The 19,841-nt window shown below is 69.6% G+C and carries 15 protein-coding genes; 5 read left to right on the plus strand and 10 right to left on the minus strand.

The window, feature by feature from the left end; translation table 11 throughout:
- Positions 1-85 precede the first annotated feature (85 nt).
- The 7 genes from BM236_RS15655 to BM236_RS15685 form a co-directional block, all read right to left on the minus strand.
- The gene (locus BM236_RS15655; RefSeq protein WP_091125666.1) at positions 86-6,256 is read right to left on the minus strand and encodes an Ig-like domain-containing protein; all 6,171 of its coding nucleotides are present in this window, start codon (positions 6,254-6,256) and stop codon (positions 86-88) included.
- A 2-nt stretch (positions 6,257-6,258) separates the two neighbouring features.
- Positions 6,259-7,002 (minus strand): FHA domain-containing protein, encoded by a 744-nt coding sequence (locus tag BM236_RS15660; protein WP_217645370.1) that lies wholly within the window; start codon positions 7,000-7,002, stop codon positions 6,259-6,261.
- A gap of 1 nt (position 7,003) precedes the next feature.
- Positions 7,004-8,536, minus strand: coding sequence for a serine/threonine-protein kinase (locus tag BM236_RS15665; RefSeq protein ID WP_139230128.1), 1,533 nt, complete (start codon positions 8,534-8,536; stop codon positions 7,004-7,006).
- Between the two features lie 2 nt (positions 8,537-8,538).
- Entirely contained in the window at positions 8,539-9,762 is a 1,224-nt protein-coding gene (locus BM236_RS15670) for an FHA domain-containing protein (RefSeq protein WP_091125670.1), read from the minus strand.
- Entirely contained in the window at positions 9,759-10,574 is an 816-nt protein-coding gene (locus BM236_RS15675) for a PP2C family protein-serine/threonine phosphatase (protein ID WP_139230129.1), read from the minus strand. The genes BM236_RS15670 and BM236_RS15675 overlap by 4 nt, the downstream gene beginning before the upstream one ends.
- A 279-nt stretch (positions 10,575-10,853) precedes the next feature.
- Positions 10,854-12,254, minus strand: a complete 1,401-nt coding sequence (lpdA, locus tag BM236_RS15680; RefSeq protein WP_091125676.1) for a dihydrolipoyl dehydrogenase — start codon at positions 12,252-12,254, stop codon at positions 10,854-10,856.
- Between the two features lie 84 nt (positions 12,255-12,338).
- The gene (locus tag BM236_RS15685) at positions 12,339-13,226 is read right to left on the minus strand and encodes a nitroreductase family protein (RefSeq protein WP_091125678.1); all 888 of its coding nucleotides are present in this window, start codon (positions 13,224-13,226) and stop codon (positions 12,339-12,341) included.
- A gap of 253 nt (positions 13,227-13,479) precedes the next feature.
- On the opposite strand from BM236_RS15685, the gene BM236_RS15690 reads away from it, so the two are divergent.
- From BM236_RS15690 to BM236_RS19620, 5 genes are all read left to right on the plus strand, one after another.
- Entirely contained in the window at positions 13,480-13,932 is a 453-nt protein-coding gene (locus BM236_RS15690; protein ID WP_091125680.1) for a gamma-glutamylcyclotransferase family protein, read from the plus strand.
- 32 nt (positions 13,933-13,964) lie between these two features.
- Complete coding sequence (locus BM236_RS15695; protein WP_091125683.1) at positions 13,965-14,780, plus strand: purine-nucleoside phosphorylase; 816 nt, start codon at positions 13,965-13,967, stop codon at positions 14,778-14,780.
- Between the two features lie 42 nt (positions 14,781-14,822).
- The gene (locus BM236_RS15700) at positions 14,823-15,215 is read left to right on the plus strand and encodes a MerR family transcriptional regulator (RefSeq protein WP_091125684.1); all 393 of its coding nucleotides are present in this window, start codon (positions 14,823-14,825) and stop codon (positions 15,213-15,215) included.
- Positions 15,216-15,259: 44 nt separating this feature from the next.
- Positions 15,260-16,177: a TIGR01777 family oxidoreductase gene (locus tag BM236_RS15705; protein WP_091125687.1), complete on the plus strand. Its 918-nt coding sequence runs from the start codon at positions 15,260-15,262 to the stop codon at positions 16,175-16,177.
- 309 nt (positions 16,178-16,486) lie between these two features.
- The gene (locus tag BM236_RS19620) at positions 16,487-17,074 is read left to right on the plus strand and encodes a G5 domain-containing protein (RefSeq protein WP_425434205.1); all 588 of its coding nucleotides are present in this window, start codon (positions 16,487-16,489) and stop codon (positions 17,072-17,074) included.
- Between the two features lie 35 nt (positions 17,075-17,109).
- On the opposite strand, the gene BM236_RS15715 is transcribed toward BM236_RS19620, so the two are convergent.
- The 3 genes from BM236_RS15715 to BM236_RS18750 all read right to left on the minus strand — a co-directional run bounded on the left by BM236_RS15715 (position 17,110) and on the right by BM236_RS18750 (position 19,509).
- Positions 17,110-18,069 (minus strand): DUF4268 domain-containing protein, encoded by a 960-nt coding sequence (locus BM236_RS15715; RefSeq protein WP_091125692.1) that lies wholly within the window; start codon positions 18,067-18,069, stop codon positions 17,110-17,112.
- Between the two features lie 107 nt (positions 18,070-18,176).
- Complete coding sequence (locus tag BM236_RS15720; RefSeq protein WP_091125695.1) at positions 18,177-18,401, minus strand: hypothetical protein; 225 nt, start codon at positions 18,399-18,401, stop codon at positions 18,177-18,179.
- Positions 18,402-18,519: 118 nt separating this feature from the next.
- Complete coding sequence (locus BM236_RS18750; RefSeq protein WP_139230130.1) at positions 18,520-19,509, minus strand: hypothetical protein; 990 nt, start codon at positions 19,507-19,509, stop codon at positions 18,520-18,522.
- Positions 19,510-19,841: the final 332 nt, after the last annotated feature.

The following is a 19,841-nucleotide window of genomic DNA, read 5'->3' on the forward strand; positions in this document are numbered from 1 at the left end:
CCGACCTCGCGGCCTCGACCGGCCGTCCGCGCTCCCGAGATACATCCTCACCGATCCGTCTCCTTCATCCGTGTTCTGCTGGCCGTCAGCCCATGTCATCGCCGACACCGTCGACCGTGACGTGGACCCGCGTGTCGGCGGGGAACCAACAGCCCGCCGCGAGGTTGATGTCGCCGTCGTCGTTGGTCGCGACGGACGTCGGGCATGTTCCCAGGGCCCCGCTGCCCTCGATGGAGAGATCGACCGTGGAGGAGGCCTTGAAGCCTTCACCCTTCACGACGACTCTCCGGTACTTGCACTCGCCGGAGAGGTCGATGACCCCACAACCGGAGCCGTCGACCTTCACGTTGTCCCCGGTCGCCGTGATCGAGCGCATCTCCGAGTTGCCGCAGACCTTCGCCGCGGCGCTGTACCTACGACTGTCGTCAGCGTCGGAAACCGTCCGGAAGCTGGTGCAGGCCTCGTCCCCGCCGCGATCGACGGGGAAGGTGTCACCGCCGGAGTAGTGGCCCACGTCGACCCAGGCTCCTTCGTCGAGCATCTCGACGCCGGTGACCGTCCGGCCGTTGTCCGTGCCGCGGGTCGCGGACAGACGCACCCCGTAGTACCCGCTGGCCGACGAGCTTCCCGTGGGCATCCCCGGCGGACCCCAGGTCTCCACGTCGCCGAGTCGCTCGTCGGCCCCGGTGACGAGTCCGGTCCGGCCCGTCTGGGTCACGGCGTAGACCCGGATCGAGTGGTAGCCGTTGTCGCTGAAGGTCAGGTTGACGCCGCCCGGGGCCGCGCTCTGCAGGCGGGTCGGGCTGACCAGCCCCTCCCCCTCGACCGCGTAGTACTGCAGGTCCAGCCCGCCGAGGTCGCCGGGCGCCTCGAAGGCGATCTTGGCGGTCCGGTCGTCCGTCGAGGTGATGTAGCGCAGGTTCCGGACCCGGTCGGCCGGGCGGTAGGGCATCGCGGAGTCGCTCGGGCCGCGCTGGCCCTCGCCGGCCCGGTTCAGCGCGGCGACGCTGAAGGTGTAGACGACGCCGTTCTGGATGCCGTCCCCGGCGGTGAACGTCTTCGAGGTGCCCTCGACGACGTACTTGCCCGAGTTGCACCGGTCGCAGTAGACGACGTACTTGGTGATCTTGTCGCCGTTGTCGTCGGGCGAGCCCCAGTCCACGTTGATGAACGGGCTGAAGTTGGCCTCGCTGGGCGTGACGTTGGGCTTCTCGCCCTGGGCCGGCTTGCCGAACGGGATCTCCGGGTCGCTCTTGCCCGACTCCGAGCCGTTGCCGGCGGAGTTCACCGCGAAGATGCTGAACTGGTAGCTGACGCCGTTCTCGAGGCCCGTGATCATCGTCGACGTCGTCGGCGGGACGGTCTTGGTGCCGCCGTTCCACTTGATGACGTAGCTGGTGATCTCGTCGCCCTCGTTCTCCGGCGACTCCCAGCTCAGCTTGAGCTGCTGGTCGCGGGCCGTCGGGGTTGGGTCGACGTGCGGCGGGGTCATGATGCCGGGCACCTTGTTGGGCGTGACCGCCGCGGAACGGTCGCTCCACGGGCCGGTCCCGGCCTTGTTCTCGGCCGCCACCTGGAAGGAGTACTTGCTGCCGGGGTCGAGGTTCTCAAGCGTGCAGGTGGTCGCCTCGCAGGTGGTGCTGAAGCCGTTGCTGCCCTGGATGTGGTACCTCGTGATCGGCGCGCCGTTGTTGTTCGGCTCGCGCCACGACAGCACCACCGACCGGGCCTCGACGCTCGACACCTCCGGACGCGTCGGCTTGTCGGGCGCCGCCGCGACGGCGACCCTGATCCGGCCGACGACGTCGCGCTGCGGGTCGCCACTGGCGTCGGACACGGTGAACTTCACCGTCACGACACCGGTGCCGGTCGGGATGAAGGAGATCCTGGTCCCGTCGGCCTTGAACTTCGAGATCGCCGAGGCGCTCGCACCCTCGACGGCGTAGTCGTTGTGGACCTTCAGCGACTTGCCCTCGTCGGCGTAGGGGTTGATCGCGTACGACGCGATGTCGACGGCGACCTTCTCGTCCTTCTTGGACTCCAGCTCCACGGTGGGGACGCGGGCCAGCGGTCGGTCGCTCGCGACGACCTCGACGTCGATCGTCGCCTGCACGGTCGCGCCCTCCCGGTCGTCGACGCTGAACACGATCTCCCCGGCGCCGCCGTCGGAGCCGTTGCCCGAGATCGTCAGCAGGGTGTCGCTGAGGCGGGTGTCGATCGGTCCCTGCTTCGAGACCAGCGAGTAGGCCATCTCGTCGGGGCTGAACTTCGGGTTGATGTCGCGCACGAGGCCCGCGAGGTCGAGCTCGAGCTTGCCGTCGTGGGCGACCTTGACGCTCGCGTTCCGCACGACGGGCGCGACGTTGGTGGTGGGCTTGACGTCGATCGGGATGGTGACGATCGACTCGAGCGCCTGCTTGTCGCCGCCCCCCTTGCTGTCACTGACGCCGACCGAGATCGACGCGGGACCGACGTAGTTGCGGGCCGGGGTGAACACGACCCGGTTCTCGACGTCGGGGTCCGGCTCGACACGCCCGTTGATCGCCTCCGGCTCCACGCTGCGGGCCAGCGAGGGGCTGCGGCCCGGACGGGTCACGATGACGCTGCCGAGGTCGATGGGCAGCGGCATGCCAGCCTTGACGCCGAGCGGGACCGCACCGGAGTTCACCGTCGGCGCGATGTTGTCGGTGCCGCGCACGAAGATCACGCCGGAGGTGTCGTCGGACTCCTTGTCGTCGTCTCCGAGGTCGTAGACCACCACCTGGTCGCTCTTGGTCAGCGTCACCTTGAGGGTGTCGCCGACGACCTGGCAGCCCTCCGGGGTGTCCGCGCGGCAGCCGAGCAGGTGCAGCTGGTCGGGCGAGCCGTCGATGTCGAGGTCGTTCTTCAGGGGGTCGACGTCGATGACGGTCCCGGCCGGACGGCCCGCGATGTCGGCCAGCTCGACGATGTCGTCGCGCGCCACCGGCGCGTAGACCGGAGCGTCGCTGCGCGCCTCGACGCGCAGCATCGCGTTGTCGCTCTCCTTCGCGTCGTCGAAGAGCTGGTAGCCGACCGTCGAGGTGACCGGCTTGCCGTCGTTGAGGCCCGGCACGTCGAGGGAGATGAAGCCGTTGCTCTGGTGGGCGTTGAGCTCCTTCGCCGCCTCGAGGTGGTCGCCGATCAGCAGCTTGTCGTCGTCGGGGTCGACGTCGTTGCTCAGCACGTAGACGGAGATGCGCCGGTCCGGCCGCACGACGATCGAGTCGTCGAGCGCGACCGGCGACTGGTTCACCCCGAGCCGCGGTACGACGCCCACCCGGACGGCCGCGACGCCGATCGCCCCGAACTTGTCACGGACCTCGATCTGGAAGAAGTCGGTCCCGGTGCGGCCGTCGTAGGCCTCGTACTTGATCCAGTCGGCTCCGGTGTCGAGGATGCGGCCGCGCTTGGGGGCGCTGATGATCTTGGTGAAGGTGACCGCGTCGCCGTCCGGGTCGGCGCCGGCCATGTCGACGCCGATGACCTTGGGCTGGCCGGCGATCGCCCGCTCGATGATCGGGGTCGGCGCCGGCGGGTGGTTGTTGGCGGCCGAGTCCGGGACGACGAAGACCATCACCTCGGCGTCGGACTTGAGCCCGTCGGGGTCCTTGACGCCGTAGATCGCCTTGAAGACCTTCGGCTTCCCGGCGGGCAGCTTGGGGGCCTTGAAGCGGAGCACGTCGTCGGCGACCCAGATGTCGAGCTTCTCGCCCGTGCTGTCGGGCGTCGCGTTCACGTAGGCGATCTGCAGCTTGCCGCCGTCGGGATCGGAGTCGTTGGCCAGCGCCGGGATCGTGGCCACCGACCCCTCACGGGCGGTCGTCTGGTCCTTGTTGGCGACCGGGCTCCGGTTCTCGTGGGTGCCGCTGCGCTGGGAGACGGTCAGCGACCCCTCGGAGGAGTTGTGCCCGTCCGAGACGGTGTAGGGGATCGTCGCCGCCTTGCCGGCCAGGTCGGCCGAGGAGCTGATCACCGCGACCCGCTTGTCGACGACCGACACCTTGACGCCGGGGATGCTGGACTCACCGACCTGGGTGACGACCAGGACGTCCCCGTCGTCGTCGATGTCGTTGAGGAGCAGGTCGGCCTGCGTCGTGGAGCCGGGCGTGAGGACGGCCTTGTCGGCGACCGCGATCGGCGGGCGGTTGTCCTTCGGGGGCGACTCCACGTCGAAGCGCACGAACGAGGTGGCGGAGGCACCCGACGGGCTCGAGGCGCGGTAGTCGATGTAGTAGGTCCGCGCCTTCTCGGCGGCGAAGACGAAGGTGCCGGTCTTCGCGTCGTAGTCGAGCGTCGTGCCGGTCCGGTCGCCGCGGACCTTCGCCTTCTCGAGCAGGAGGTCGCCGCCGCCCTCGGGGTTGCGGTCGTTGAGCAGCGGCTGGACGAGCACTCGGGTGTTCGCCACGCCGGACTTGAGGTCGGGGATGAGCTGCGGCGGGATGCTCTTCGCGTCGTTGACGTCGACGGGGAGCTTGCCGGTCAGCGTCTCACCGTGGCCGTCCTCGATCGTGTAGGACACCGACTTCGCGCGCCCGCCGTCACCGTTGTCGGTGAACTGGACGGTGCCGTCGGGCCGGAACTCCACGTCGCCGCCCGCCCCCTGGGCGTCGGTGAGGACGAGGTCGTCGCCGTCGGGGTCGACGTAGTCGGCGAGCAGGTACATCGACGACGTCTTGCCGCGGCCGACGGCGAGCCGGGGATCGCGGTCCTTCATGAGCTGGGGCTTGCGGTCCTTGGCGTCGTTCGGCAGCACGGTCAGCCGGACCTCGGCGGAGTCCTCGCCGCCGTTGCCGTCGGTGACCGTGTACTTCAGCCGCGCCAGCCCGGGCTCGGTGCCGTGCAGGGTGACCTGCAGCTGGGTGCCGCCGCTGATGATCTTGGGCTCGACGTCGGGCCCGTTGATCGGCTGCACCTTCTTGATCGTGATGATGTCGCCGTCGGCGTCGTGGTCGTTCATCGCGACGATGGGCAGGATGCTCGCCTTGTTGGTGCGGGCGGCCACGTCGTCGTCGGTCGCCTCCGGCGGCCGGTTCTCCTGCTGCGGGACCTTGTCGGTCACCTGCTCCTGGGTCGGCTTGTTCTGCTTCTCCGGGTTGATGGAGTCCCAGTTCGAGACCTTCTTGTGGCCCGGCTGCTGGACGAGCCACGAGTCGCCGCTGGCGGTGTCGTTGAGCACGACCACCTTGCGATTGACGCGGAAGCGCAGCACGGCACCGGACTGGATCTCGCCCTCGAGCGCCTCGGCGTCGTCGTCGGCGGTGCCCGGGCAGTCGCGCAGGTAGTTGGCCGCTCCCGGCGTCGGATCGGCCCAGGCGGCGTACACGCAGCCGGCGACGACCGCCGGAGGCGCGGGATCGCCGGCGATGGCGCCCGGGAGGCGCAGCTGGTTGCGCAGGCTGACCGGGTCGCCGCCGCCGAGCGGGATCCGGAAGACGTCCGTGTTGGTCGCCAGGACGACCTCGTCGGCGTCCGCGGACGGCTGCTGGACGTGCAGGTGGGAGAGGTCGCTCTCGTGCAGGTCGACCGGGTCCTGGCCCGGGATCAGCAGCTGGCCGGTCGTCTTGTCCAGCACCACCGGCGTCGAGCCGACGACGGTCGCCTCGATCTCGTCGCCCGGCTTGGCCGGGAGCTCGCCGGCGTCGCCCTTGGACAGCTTGCCTCCGCGCTCGAAGGTGGCCGTGCTGATCTTGCCGTCCTCGTGGACGAGGTACGCCGTCCCGTCCTCCCCGACGGCGGTGCCGACGACGTCGTCGGCGACGAAGTCCTTCGACTTGGCCGTGATCGTGGTGAGCAGGTCCTGGTCCTGGACCCAGGCGCGGCCGGAGGCGGCGTCGCGCAGGGCGAAGACCCCGCCGTTGTAGGCCACCTCGGTCCCGCTGGGCAGCGCCGTCGGGCTGCCGCCGGTCGCCTTGGCGACGTCGATCGGGACGATGGTCTTGTCCGCTCCGACGACGGAGTCGGTGAAGAGGCTGGTCGCCTTCTGCTCGATGTCGAAGGAGACGCCCGGCGACTGCAGCCCGAGGTCCAGCTCCTGGATCTGGGGGTTGAGCCGGCCGATGAGGCCGTCCTTGTCGTTGGTGACCCAGACGCTGCCGTCGTTCAGCTCGACCTCGGTGATGGGGTCACCGTCGGTGTTCAGCGCGACGAAGACGAGCGCGCCCGCGACGACGGCGAGGGAGACGGCCGACGCCGTGCGCCGCCAGCGGCGTCCGTGTGCTCCGAACGGCGACCACATGTCTACTCCTCCCCCACGATCCGCTGGTCGAGCAGCGGCAGGTGCTCGGGCCGGACGATGCGCGCCGCGACCGCGTACTCGACGAGGCGGGCCCGGCGGCCCACCGCGTTGCGGCCGGGGCCTCCGCGCAGGCCCTTGACGCCGGCCCGGTCGAACTTGTCGCAGACGTTGTCGAGCTTGCGGTTGAACGTGGTGATCGACCAGCCGAGCCGCTTGGCCACGGCCACGTTGGTGGGCACGTCGGCGGGGCCGGAGCCGATGCGTCGCAGCACGTTCTCGCACAGGCCCAGCACGAGGCGGAACTGGCTGTCGGTCAGGACCACCGCGCCGAGGGTGACCTCGCCCAGCTCGCTCGACTCCTGGTGCACGGCGTCGAAGACGGGCACCTGGGCGGCGAGGTTGACCTCGTAGGTCGTCGGACCGGCGGTGAACAGCATCGAGCACTCCGGCAGCACCACCGGCAGCCGGGCGCCCGGGCCGATGACCGACTGCAGGCTGCCCACCTCCCCGCTCACCGTGACCGAGAGCCTGCTCCCGACGTTGGTGATCCACCAGAACCCTGCGTCCCAGCCGAGCTCGATCAGCCGGCGGTGCAGATAACTGTTGTCCGGGTCGACGCTCAGGTCGCCGTCGCGGCCGATCGTGAAGCTCTCGCTGGGTGGGATGACGTGCTCCTCGCCGCAGAACTCGACCACCAGGTGCTCCTCGGTGCCACCGCCCCTGCTGCTCCGAATGGGAACCGGCACGTCACTGCCCTACCTGGCACAGCGGCTGGGAGGCCTCGGCCCGCTGGGTGAGGTTCTTCCGGATCACGGTCACCGTGACGCAGCCGGTCTGACCGGGTCCGATCTTGAAGTCGAGGGAGGTCGCGGGGATCCGCTGCTCGGGGAGCGCCTGCCCGTCGCGGGTCCGCACCACCTTGTAGAGGTCGCCCTCCGCCGGGGCCGCGTTGACCCACGAGAAGCGCCACCCGTCCGGCAGCCGCTTCGCGGAGAGGGCCGGAGCCGGGGCCGGTTGACCGACGGCGTCGGCCGGCGGCTGCTCGAAGCCACCCGCCTGGTGCTCGGGCTTGTCGCCGCCGCTGAACATCGAGACCGCGCCGAAGACGACCAGCGCCACGACCACGACGCCGACCAGTGCGATCGCCCACCGGCGGGCGCGATGGTCCTGCTGGTCGTGGGCGCCCGGGTGCAGGTGCTCGGCCCGGGGCGCGTACGCCGACTCGGCGACCTGCAGCGCCGGTCCGTGCCCGATCGCGGCGCCCGCGACCGGCTGGAAGCGGCGCTGCGCGATCGTGGCGGACCCGTCGATGACGCTCGGGCGCGCGGTCCCCTGGATCTGGTCGGGGATGATCACCGAGACCGGCTTGATCATCGTCCGGTCGTCGTTCAGCGCCGCACCCTGCTGGTCCGCGGGGCCGCCGGCGTCGAGCACCTCGAGCCGCGTCGGCGGGCGGTTGAGCTCGATCTCGATCTCCTGCAGCGCCCGCGCGAACTCCATCGCCGACTGCGGCCGGTCGCCGGGTCGCTTCGCCAGCGCCCGCAGCAGCGCGGTGTTGAGCGAGTCCGGGAGGTCGCCGCGCAGGATCCGCGCCGGCTGCTGCCGCTCGATCCGGCTGATGAGGGTGGCGTTGTCGTTCGCCGCTCCGGGCACCTCGAACGGTGAGCGTCCGGCCAGCAGGGAGTAGACGCTGGCCGCCAGGGAGAAGACGTCGCTGCGTACGTCGGCGCTCGGCGAGTCGGCCAGCACCTCGGGAGCCGACCACGGGATCGACATGGCGTACTCGGCGCCGCCCTCGTTGCCGACCGAGGAGGCGATGCCGAAGTCGGTCAGCAGGGGTGAGCCGTAGGCGTTGGTGAGGATGTTGTGCGGCTTGATGTCGCGGTGCAGGATGCCGGCCCGGTGAGCGGTCTCCACGGCGCTGGCCACCTTCACCGCGGTCTCGAGGACCTCGGCGACGGGGATCCGCTCGGTCCTGAACCGCTTGGCGAGGTGCGGTCCGGGGCAGAACTCCATGACCAGGTAGGGGTGCCCCTCGGCACTCACGTCTGCCTGGTAGATCGGCATGATCGAGGGGTGGCTGGAGAGCTGGGCCATGACGTTGGCCTCGGCGTAGAACATCTCCAGACCGCTCGCGTCCGCGCCCTTCTTGAGCACCTTGACGGCCACCCGACGCGCCGGCAGGCGCTGCTCGTAGAGGTAGACGTCGGCGAAGCCACCCTCACCGATGGACTCGATGAAGGTGAAGCCAGGAAGGTTGGGCGGAGCGGCACCGGCCAAGGTCAGCCACCGGCCTTCAGCTCGATGGTCACGGTCAGCTCGTCCGACAACGACAGGCGGGTGCCGTCGACGACCTCGGTCGGGACGCCCTTGACGAGCTGGTCAGGAGCCTGACCGGGCGCGGTGACGAGCGTGCCGTTCGTCGAGAGATCGGTGACCACCACCCGACCATCGACCAGCGCGGCCTCGAGATGAGTGCTCGAGACGTAGGGATCGTCGACGCTCACCAGCGTGGGGACGTCGCTGGTGGCGACCTGCCGGGCCTGGGGTCGGCGGCCGATGAGCAGCCGCGGCTCGACGGGATGCCGCGACCCGTCGGGCAGCACGACCGCAGCCTGCGGCGTCGCCCGATGCCCCTGGACCCCGGCCTGCTCGCGCAGCGCCTGGAGCTGGGCGGCCGTGATCGTGCGGCCGTCGTGGTCACCGGCGAGGCTGGCCGGTGGCGAGGTGGGCGGTGGCGAGGTGGGCGGGGGCGGCAGGGTCGGCGCCAGCGGCGGCGGGGGCGGCACGGCGGGCAGCGCCGGCGGCAGACCGGTCGCATCGACACCGTCCTCCGCCACTTCCTCCCGGACCGCGGCGTCCTCGGGCCGACGGCCCATGATCGTCGCGCCGAACATCGCGTCGAACTCGAGGTCGGACTCGGTGACCGTCACCTCCGAGTCCAGCGGCGGGACCGACTCGGCCGGCTCGGTCCCCTGGGGCGGCGGGAACGAGGGCGGCGGGAACGTCGGCGGCGCAGGAGGGAACGCCGAGGCTGCCGGTGGGGCTTCCGGTTCCTCCGCTCGCGGAGCGGGCGCCTGGGTGGGCCCGCCGGAGCCGACGCTGGTCCACGTCGCTCGGGAGGCGAGCACGATGCCGGAGGTCACGAGCAGCTCCGGCCCGTCCTCGCCGTCGGCCGTCTCGATGACGACGACGCTGCCGGCGCCGCCGGACACGGTGTGCTCCAGCCAGGTCGCGACGCCCTCGCCGGTCCAGCTCTCCGAGCCGACGCGGGCGACGAAGCCGCCGCGGACCACGATGCGGAGGTCGGCGCCGTCGACGACGGCGCACGCGAAGTCGGGCAGCTTCGCCAGCGAACCGTGGGACAGCGAGTCGATGACGGTGAGGACGACGAGGTCGGAGTCGACGAGTGCGATCAGCCCGTCGGCGTTCTCGCGTGCGGTCGCGACCAGCCCTCGGTCGCCTACCAGGATCGCAGCCGACCCCGGCACGTAGCGCGTGCTCATGATGTCTTCCTCTGCGTCGGAACGGTGTCCTCGTGCTCCGCCTCGGGCGGTCCGACGTCGACGACGTCGATGACGATGACGGTGACGTTGTCGCGGCCGCCCATGTTGACGGCCGCCTCGACCAGCGCGGCGACGGCGCCCTCGGCGGAGTCGGCGTTGCCGAGGATCGACGAGATCGCCCGGTCGCTGACCTCGCTGGTCAGCCCGTCCGAGCAGAGCAACAGCCGCTGGCGGCGCTCCAGCGGCACGAGTGAGTAGTCGGCCTGCGCGTTGCCGGCCGGTCCGATGGCCCGGGTGATCACGTGGCGCTCGGGGTGCGTCGCGGCCTGCTCGACGTCGATCTGGCCCGCGTCGATGAGCTCCTGGACGACGGAGTGGTCGCGGGTGATCTGCTCCAGCGCACCGGAGCGCCAGGCGTAGGCTCGTGAGTCGCCGACGTGTGCGATCAGCCAATAGCCGCGCCCGGACTCGACGACGTACGACGCGCTCACCATCGTGGCGCCGGGCTCGGCGAGCCCCTCCGCGTCGATGGCCGCGACCATCACCCGGGAGCGGGCCAGGGCGCGCTCGATCTCGGCCGGGGTGGCGGAGTCGAGGCCGCGCAGGGGCTCGAACGCCTCGATGACCAGGGCGCTCGCGATGTCACCGAGGGCGTGGCCGCCCATCCCGTCGGCGATGACGAACACCGGCGGCCCGATGAGCAGAGAGTCCTCGTTGACCCGCCGGACCATGCCGACATGGGTGCCGCCGGCGGAGGACAGCACGGTGGCGGCCGTCGCGGGATCGGAGGGCGACCAGCGCGCGGTCGTCACGTCGACCAATGTCCCCACGCTTCTTCCCCCTGAGCATCAGCCTGTGTGCGTTCGCGGAATTTACCAAGATGTGACCGGCACAGGAGCACCTTCGCGAGACCGCGGCCCGCGAACCACTCCAACGACCCGAGCACGGATCGGTTACAGCACCGCGTGCCGCTCCCCAGCGGCGGACGTTGCTGGCTGCAAGGTAGCGGGTCCGGGTGACCGGCGCGACAACGGCGATCGGCCCGCCGTCCTGCGGACAGGACGGCGGGCCGATCTTCGTTCGGGTGCGGCTCAGAGGTTGATCATGTGACCGACGATGCCCTCGACGGCCTCCTTGACGGCCTCGCCCAGCGTCGGGTGGGCGAAGACGTTGCGGGAGACCTCGTCGGCGGTCAGGTCCCACTTCTGGGCGAGGGTGAGGACGGGCAGCAGCTCGGTCACGTCGGGGCCGATCATGGCCGCGCCGATGATCTCGTTGTGGGTGGCGTCGGCGATGACCTTGACGAAGCCGACCGGCTCGCCGAGGCCCATGGCCTTGCCGTTGGCCGAGAACGGGAAGGTCGCGGTCTTGACGTCGTAGCCCTTCTCCTTGGCCTGCGCCTCGGAGTAGCCGAACGAGCCGACCTGCGGCTGGCAGTAGGTCGCCCGCGGGATGAAGTCGTACTCCACCGGCATGGTCTCGACGCCACCGATGGTCTCCGCGGCCACGACGCCCTGCGCCTCGGCGACGTGGGCCAGCATCAGCTTGCCGGTGCAGTCACCGATCGCGTAGACGCCCTCGACGTTGGTGCGGCAGAACTCGTCGATCGCGACGGCGCCGCGGTCGGTCAGCTCGACCCCGGCGTTCTCGAGGCCGAAGCCCTCGGTGCGCGGTGCGAAGCCGAAGGCGGCCAGGAACTTGTCGGCCTCGAGCACCTGCTCGTCCCCGCCGCCCGCAGGCGCCACGGTCACGCGGACGCCGTCGCCGGTGTCCTCGGCGCCCTTGACGGCGGTGGAGAGCATCACGTTGACGCCGAGCTTCTTGTAGTGGCGCAGCAGCTCCTTGGAGACGTCCGCGTCCTCGGTCGGCACCATCCGGTCGAGGAACTCGATGATGGTGACGTCGACGCCGAAGTTCTTCAGCACGTAGGCGAACTCGACGCCGATCGCGCCCGAGCCGCCGATGATGATCGACTTCGGCAGCTCGTCGGTGAGGATCTGCTCCTCGTAGGTGACGATGTTCTTGCCGTTCGGCACCACGCCGGGGACGCTGCGCACGGTGGCGCCGGCGGCGATGATCAGGTTGTCGCAGGTGTACGACGTCACGGCGCCGTCCTTGCCCTTGACGTCGATCCCCTTCGGACCGGTCAGGGTGCCCCACCCGTCGATCTCGGTGATCTTGTTCTTCTTCATCAGGAAGTGGACGCCCTTGACGATGCCGGCGCTCACCTGGCGGGAGCGGGCGTGCGTCGGGCCGAAGGTCATCGTGGCGTCGCCCTCGATGCCGTACTTGGCCTTCTCGTGGTTCAGCGTGTGCGCGAGCTCGGCGTTCTTGAGCAGCGCCTTGGAGGGGATGCAGCCGACGTTGAGGCACACGCCGCCCCAGTACTTGTCTTCCACGACGGCGACGGACTTGCCGAGCTGGGCGGCACGGATGGCGGCGACGTAGCCACCGGGGCCGGCGCCGAGGACGAGGACATCGAAGTGGGTCACGCCGGCAAGCCTAGTGCGCGACCGCCGTGCGCCCCATGTCGCCTCGGACACTCGCCGGTAGCATCCGGCGCGGGCGCCGACCGGTCAGTCCGCCGGCATCCCGAAGCGCAGGATCTGCGACATCGGCCGACGCGTCGACCGGGCCACGCGGTAGCCCTCGGCCGGGTGGCCGGCGGCGATCAGCATGACCACGTTCTCGTGGTCGGGCAGCGCCGCTCGCTCGCGCAGCTCGTCGGTCGCGGCGTTGAGCCGCGACCAGTTGAGCGGCACCGCGCCCAGGCCCAGGCCGTGCAGCGCGAGGAGGAGCGTCATCGAGAAGAGCCCGCCGTCGATCCAGCCCTGGTTGCGCTCCAGGGCCGTCTCGAACGCGCGGATGTCCCACGTGACGATGAACAGTCCCGGCACCCGGGAGCCGAACCCGCGCGACCCGTCGTGGATCTCCAGGATCCGGTCGATGTCGGCACGGTCGTCGAAGTAGTAGGCGCGGAAGCCCTGGCGGTTGCAGACCGACGGCGAGTACGTCGCCAGCCGGACGGCCTCGGTGACCAGCGCCCGGTCGACCGGCCGCTGGTCGAAGTCGCGGATGCTGTGCCGGGACGTGATGAAGGTGGCGAGCGTCTCGGGGTCGAGCGGGTTGACCGGCAGCGCGTCGCCGCGGGGCGCGATCCGCTCGTCGAGGACGCCGTTCTCGTTCCACTGCTCCAGCGCCTCGAGGACCTCCTTCGCCTCGGTCACGAAGAGCGCGTCGTCGGCCGCGTCGGCGTTGGCGAGCGCCCGGTTGAGCGCGGGGGTCGCACGCACCCCGAACGGCCGCTTCGTCTCGGGCAGCGAGAAGCCCTTCTCGACACGGTGGCTGTGCCGGGTCGAGGCGGCGTCCAGCTGCATGCCCGTCATCGTGTCGAAGCGCTCGTTGCCGCCGCCCGGGATGGAGTACCGGTGGTAGCGGCGGGCGTCGACCTCGAACTGGCGCATGATGTTGTCGAGGCGCGTCCGCGTCCCGTTGGACGCCCCCTGAGGCGCACCGTCCGTCGTCCGCTTCGACGCACGGTTCGCAGCGCTCGGTGCACCGTTCGCCGGGCCGTTCGATGTGCCGTTCGCTGCGTCCTGCGACGACCGTCGCAGCCGAGACCACCGTGCCATGTCTCCCCCGTTTCCCACGCTGTCGCGCAACACGGAAAGGTAGCAGCCGACGGGGCGGGGACCGGCCTTCCGTACGCTGTCCGCCGTGACGTCGTACGCCGCCTACGGCACCAACCTCGACCCGGCCCTGATGGGTGCCCGGTGTCCGCACTCCCCCCTGCAGACGACCGGCTGGCTGACCGGGTGGCGGCTCACCTTCGGCGGCGAGGAGCACGGCTGGGACGGCGCCTTGCCCACGATCGTGCAGGACCCGCTCACGGCGGTGTTCGTCGCGGTCTACGACGTGGCCCCGCAGGACGAGCCCCACCTCGACGAGTGGGAGTCGGCCGACACCGGCCTCTACCGGCGCACCAAGGTGCGGGTGCACACCATGACGGGTGACGTGGTGGCGTGGACCTACGTGCTCGACGCCTACGAGGGCGGCCTGCCGTCGGCCCACCTGATCGGCGCCCTCGCCAACGCCGCCGAGGCGGCCGACGCCCCCGAGGACTACGTCGGCGCGCTCCGCCAGCGGCCGTGCCGCTCCACCGGCCTCTAGCGAGGAGCCCGGATCCCGTTAGGCTCTCGCGCGTGACCGGCAACCCGTCGTACGACCCCTCCCCCTACGCGCTGGCCGACGAGGCCGCCGCGGCGCTCGCCCAGGCGACCGGCATCGAGCGCCACGACCTCGCGCTCGTACTCGGCTCGGGCTGGCTGCCCGCCGCCGAGATGCTCGGCGAGTCCACCGCCGAGATCGCGACCACCGACCTGCCCGGCTTCTCCGCCGCCGCGGTCGCGGGGCACTCGGGCCGGATCCGCAGCATCCGGGCCGGCGACAAGAACCTGCTCGTCTTCCTGTCCCGCACCCACTTCTACGAGGGCAAGGGCGTCGCCGCCGTCGTGCACGGCGTCCGCACCGCGGCCGCCGCGGGCTGCCGGACGATCGTGCTCACCAACGGCTGCGGCGGGCTGAACCCGGCCTGGTCCGCGGGCACGCCGGTCCTCATCGAGGACCACATCAACCTGACCGGCACCTCGCCGATCGTCGGCGCCAACTTCGTCGACCTCACCGACCTCTACAGCAGCCGCCTGCGCGGCATCGCCCGCGAGCTCGACCCGAGTCTCGACGAGGGCGTCTACGTGCAGTTCCCCGGCCCGCACTACGAGACCCCCGCCGAGGTCCGGATGGCCGGCATCCTCGGCGGCGACCTGGTCGGCATGAGCACCACGCTGGAGGCCATCGCCGCCCGCGAGGCCGGCATGGAGGTGCTCGGCATCAGCCTGGTCACCAACCTGGCCGCGGGGATCAGCGACCAGCCGCTCAACCACGAGGAGGTCCTCGAGGCGGGGCGCGCGGCGGCGACCCGGATGGGCGACCTGCTCAGCCGGCTGGTGCCGAAGCTCTAGCGCCGACGCTCGAGGGTCGCCCGTCGGCGTACGCTCGTCGCCATGGCACTGACCATCGCCGAGGCCGCCGAGGCCACCGGTCTGAGCAGCGACACGCTGCGCTACTACGAGCGTGACGGGCTGCTGCTGCGCCCGGTCGCCCGCTCCGCGAGCGGGCATCGTCGGTACGCCGACCACGACCTGACCTGGATCGAGATGGTCACCCGGCTGCGCGCGACGGGGATGCCGATCCGCGACATCCGGCGTTACGCGGCGCTCGTGCGTGCCGGCGACGGCAACGAGGTCGACCGGCTCGACCTGCTCCAGGCCCACCGTGACCGGGTGCTGGCCGAGCTCTCCGCCGTGCAGCAGCACCTGGAGGCGATCGAGACCAAGATCGGCATCTATGCCGGCAAGCTCGCCGACGCCGTCGTCGGCGCGGAACTCACCGCCTGAGGCTTGCGGCAGACGCGTGCCGGGCTTCGCGTAGGTTCCTCCGCGTGAAGGTCGTGGTGGCAGGAGGATCTGGGGCGCTGGGGCGTCGGTTGTGCGCCGACCTTGCCTCCGCTGGCTTCGAGGTGGTCGTCCTGACGCGTCGCAGGCGGCCGGGTCCGCATCGACAGGTCGAGTGGGACGGCCGCACAGTCGGAGCCTGGTGCAGGGAACTCGAAGGCAGCGTCGTCGTCAATCTGGCTGGCGAGCTGGTGGACCGAAGGCCGACAGCGGCCAATATCTCGCTGCTCACCACCTCACGTGTCGACCCGACGCGCGCACTCGTCGAAGGGAGCCGCCGGCTCGACCTCCCCGTCCCTGCGTGGGTACAGGCCAGCACCCTCGCTATCTACGGCGACGCGGGCGAGACCGTCCTCGACGAGTCGGCGCCGCCCGCCGACGGGCCGCCGCAGATGGCGGGCGTCGCCCGGGCCTGGGAGGCCGCGGTCGAGGGCGCGAACGCCGAACGCCTCATCGTGCTGCGCACAGGAATCGTCCTCGACAACGACACCCCCGCACTCGACCGATTGTGGGGGCTGGCTCGGTGGGGCCTCGGGGGTCGCGTCGGCCCCGGCACGCAGTGGATCAGCTGGGTGCACATCGACGACTGGCTGGCCATCGTCCGCGCTGCCCTCGAGCCGGACTCACAGCTCGAAGGGGTCTTGCATGCGACCGGTCCGGAACCGGTCCGCAACGCGGACCTGATGGCGGCACTGCGCCGCAGCCTCGGGCGCCCCGCCGCGCCACCAACCCCGGCGTTGCTCGTACATCTCGGAGCGGCGCTGCTGCGCACCGACCCCGCGCTCGCGCTCACCGGTCGCCGGGCAGTCCCCGCTCGTCTTCTCGACAGCGGGTTCCGATTCGCACACCCCGACCTTGCCGAGGCGCTGGCCGATCTTCGGTCGCGTCAGGCAGACAAGACCTGACTGACGGAGACTCGACCGGAGCGTGTGCGGCAGGGTCCGTCCGGAGTTTGCTCGACAACCTCGTCCCGCGTGGTGTCGGTGACAGAGTGTGTCCGGTTGGCGGCGGACAGACGCAGGTTGCTGATCAGATTTAGGTAAAGCCTTGAGGGTCTCACCCGGTCCGCGCACGTATGGGCACACCGTCGCACTGCCCGGCGCGAGACGACTCGGGGAGGGACCGCCGTGAAGCTTCGACAACTAGTCCACATTGCGGCGGGTGGCGTCGACATCCGCCGCTGGGTAAGCCTCGGCGCGGCCCTTGCGGCACTGATGGTCGCAACGACGGCATGCGATGGAGCCGCCCCCAGTAGCACAACGGAGAGTGGCGATCACTCAACACCAGCGGCGGCATCGTCGACAGGCGCTCGCTCGTCATCGCCACACGCGTCTGCCACGTCATCGCCGTCGGCTCCGGTCATCACCAATCGCATTGTTCGAAGTCGCAACGCGATCCCGTTCTCAACGCGGACGATCAAGAGCTCGTCACTCGACAAGGGGACCATGCGGGTCCAGCAGAGTGGACGACCAGGCGTTCGCGTCAAGGTCTACCGACTCAGCCTTCGGGACGGTGTGGTCCGTGGACGCCAACTGGTCCGCACTGTTGTGGCACGTGCACCGGTTCCGCGCATAAAGGTGGTGGGCACTCATGTCGACCCGCCCAAGCCAGCCGCGCCGCCCGAGCAAGAGGCTAGGTGCGATTCGAACTACTCGAGCGGTTGTGTCCCGATCGCCAGCGACGTCGACTGCGGTGGCGGTAGTGGGAACGGCCCTGCCTACGTCTACGGCGTGGTCCGTGTGGTCGGCGTCGACATCTATGACCTGGATCGCGACAGCGATGGCTATGGCTGTGACGACTAACTCGCAGGATCCAGCATTCGCGGCGGTTTGACGCATCAGTTGACTGACGCAGCCGCGACCGCGTTGAGGGCTGCACGGAACCGGAGTTGCTGCTGGATCAACCACTCGAACATCGCTGGCCACTGATCTTCGTCGGCCACATCCTTGAACTGATCGGACACGACAACGATTCGGCATGCCTTCCTTCCGGGCATGTCGTCCCAGATCGCCGACGCGCCGAGGTGCTCTTCGAACTCGCATTGGTGCGAGCGGATTGCTTCAAACCGCTCAGTGTTGGCGTTGGCGTCGCGGTCTTCGAAGTAGAGTTGCATCACGAGTCCGTCGCGACGAAACGCCATCGAAAGAACGGCGCCGGGCATGCCTGACATTGTGTTGACCCAGCTCTGGTCGGACGTTCGTCCGCGAGTCCAGCCCGGGTGTTCGGCCCGGATGCGATCAAGCAATGCTTCCCAGAAGCGTCGATAAGTCGCGGTCCGCGTGGAGACGTCACCGGCGGCCGCGGTCGTCTTGCGTACGGTCTTTTCCCAGTCGTTCGGCTGCGCCACGAGTCTGAATGCTGGCGCTGGTTCGGATGCTCCGATTCGGACTACCTCGATCTGGACGCCGAAGAATCGAGTGTGGTCGTCGGTCCGTTCGTTCAGCCAGTCGATGGCCGCCCTGTGCTCGGGGCGGAACCCGGTCGCAATCCACACGATCGTCGTCGGTGCTGTGCCGGCCGCGTAGGTCAAGATCTGTCCGAGGTGGGTGTGATCGGAGATCTCCAGCTGATTCTCGACGATGACCACATCGTTCGTCGACTGGTCATACCCGATCAGATCGAGGCTGAAGTCGCCTACAGGGTGCTCTGCGCGCTCCAGGACCAGGTCCATGCCGAGGAGATCAGACAGGACGTCTACGTTGGCGAGTAGCCACGGCGTGAAGTCGAGCGCCTCGTGCGGCCAGACGTCTCGCGGTCGGACGACCTCCAACCGGCCAAGCGGGGGCTGTGCTGCCATGCAGGAACGATCTCATGCCCGCGCCGGCGGCGCTCGACGTCGGAGCACCTGCCAGCCTCGCGGCGGTTAGATGCAACTGTGCGCGCGGGGTCGCACACGCGCGTGGGTCAGCGCAAACGACGGCGCAAATCGTCCAGCGACATCACGGTCGGGTCGACAGTGCCGTCGAGAACATCAAAGACCCGCGCCTCGTTCGCATCCCGGTCCAGAGCCACCTCGAAGACGTTGAAGTTCACCACTTCCAATTGGTGCACGTCACTATCGAGCGCGTCGCGGAGTATCTGACGTGCGTCCTCGCGCTGCTCCTTGAGCAGCCGGTCGAGCAGGTCCACGGGTCAACTTTCGCGTAGGCAGGCGACGACCGTCAGAGTCGGATGCGGAATGGGTTTACACCGACACGCGGCGGAGCGACGCACCTAGGGCCGACCGGTCGCGGCGGATCAGTTACCGCTACTCACCCGTTCGGTCACCTACATCAGTCGCTGGCATCTCCCTTTCAGCTACCAGCCCACGTTCGACGTCTTGCTCGCCGGTCGATGTCGCACTCTCCCGCAATGATGCGTGCGCTTGCTCGAGTTCTCCTCGAGAGAGCACGCCGTAGCCCGGACGGCCGGTGTCTTGGCCGCTACTCAAGCGCCACCAGAACTCCACGCCATCCTGCGCCGGCCGTGTAGCCTCGTCGATCGGATACATGAAGGTGTGGGTTGATTCGCCTTTCAGCCGTTTGAGATGGCGCGGGGCCACATCCGGCACGGTTGTCTCTACGCCGTTCTCGTTGCGAACCATGTCCAGTCGCAAGTTCCGCGCTGTCCCTTTGCCGAAGTTGCGCAACGCGATCGGGAACAGACCCTTATCCAGCATCGCCAGGTCGAACCCAGCCGGCCACACTTGAACAGCAGGGCGCCTGCTCGGCCTTCGGCTTCGTAGCGACCACAACGGGTGCCGGAGCCAATGACGCCAGCGACCCTTTGGTTTTGGTTGCCTGGCGGGCGGCAGTTGCTTTCGTCCGACGCTAACGGGTGGGTTCGTCGTGATTCGCTGGCCGCCACTCTCCAAGACGGCATAGATGAGGGGGGCGCGGTCGCGGGCCTGGGCATCCACCGCGGCGTCGATGACGGAAGCGTCGAAGAACCACGATGCCTTGGCGGTCGGCTCCATCGTCATCGGAAGCTGAGCTCCGATTCGGCATGCATCGCCGCCGGACCTGAACGAGGCGCTGTACCAGCCGTCCGTCGTGCACACTTTGACGTCCTGGATCGCTCCGGGCATTCGGCCTGTGTTGATGACTTCGACGACAAAGCCCGCGAACCGGTCGCCGTGGCTGAGGATGAGGGCCCGATCGCCCATCGCGACTTTCCACCGAACGCCAGTTTCTTCGTAGGTTCGAACGCTGAAGCGGTACGCGAGCACGGCAACGACGGTGCCGCTAATGCCGGTCACGGCCCCTACAACGGCGAGAACCGTAGTCACTACATCCATCAGTCGCCGACGATCGTTCGCACGGCAGCACCGTATCGAGCCGGGACAGCAATGCGTCTGATCTATGCGCGTCCAGTCGGGGTTCATGGCCGGAGAGCGGGTGCGGGCCTGCTCGTCGAGCTCGTGCCCAGTCGTTGCCAAGCGGAACGTGATGGTACGAGGGACCACGCGCGAGGCCGGCAAGCGGCGGTTAGACGCAGGGGGTCTGCCCCCGCTTTGGTTGACACTCGGGGTTTGCAGTAATCAGGCCGCGTTTGCGGCGGCGTAGATCATCTCAAACTCGACCGGGGTGA

The sequence above is a fragment of the Nocardioides terrae genome (assembly GCF_900112345.1).
Taxonomy (GTDB): domain Bacteria; phylum Actinomycetota; class Actinomycetes; order Propionibacteriales; family Nocardioidaceae; genus Nocardioides; species Nocardioides terrae.

Excerpts from the sequence above, each read along its gene's own strand:
- BM236_RS15655 (WP_091125666.1), bottom strand. The coding sequence starts at position 6,256 with ATGTGGTCGCCGTTCGGAGCACACGGACGCCGCTGGCGGCGCACGGCG.
- BM236_RS15670 (WP_091125670.1), bottom strand. The coding sequence starts at position 9,762 with ATGAGCACGCGCTACGTGCCGGGGTCGGCTGCGATCCTGGTAGGCGAC.
- BM236_RS15685 (WP_091125678.1), bottom strand. The coding sequence starts at position 13,226 with ATGCGCCAGTTCGAGGTCGACGCCCGCCGCTACCACCGGTACTCCATC.
- BM236_RS15700 (WP_091125684.1), top strand. The coding sequence starts at position 14,823 with ATGGCACTGACCATCGCCGAGGCCGCCGAGGCCACCGGTCTGAGCAGC.
- BM236_RS19620 (WP_425434205.1), top strand. The coding sequence starts at position 16,487 with ATGGTCGCAACGACGGCATGCGATGGAGCCGCCCCCAGTAGCACAACG.
- BM236_RS15715 (WP_091125692.1), bottom strand. The coding sequence starts at position 18,069 with ATGGCAGCACAGCCCCCGCTTGGCCGGTTGGAGGTCGTCCGACCGCGA.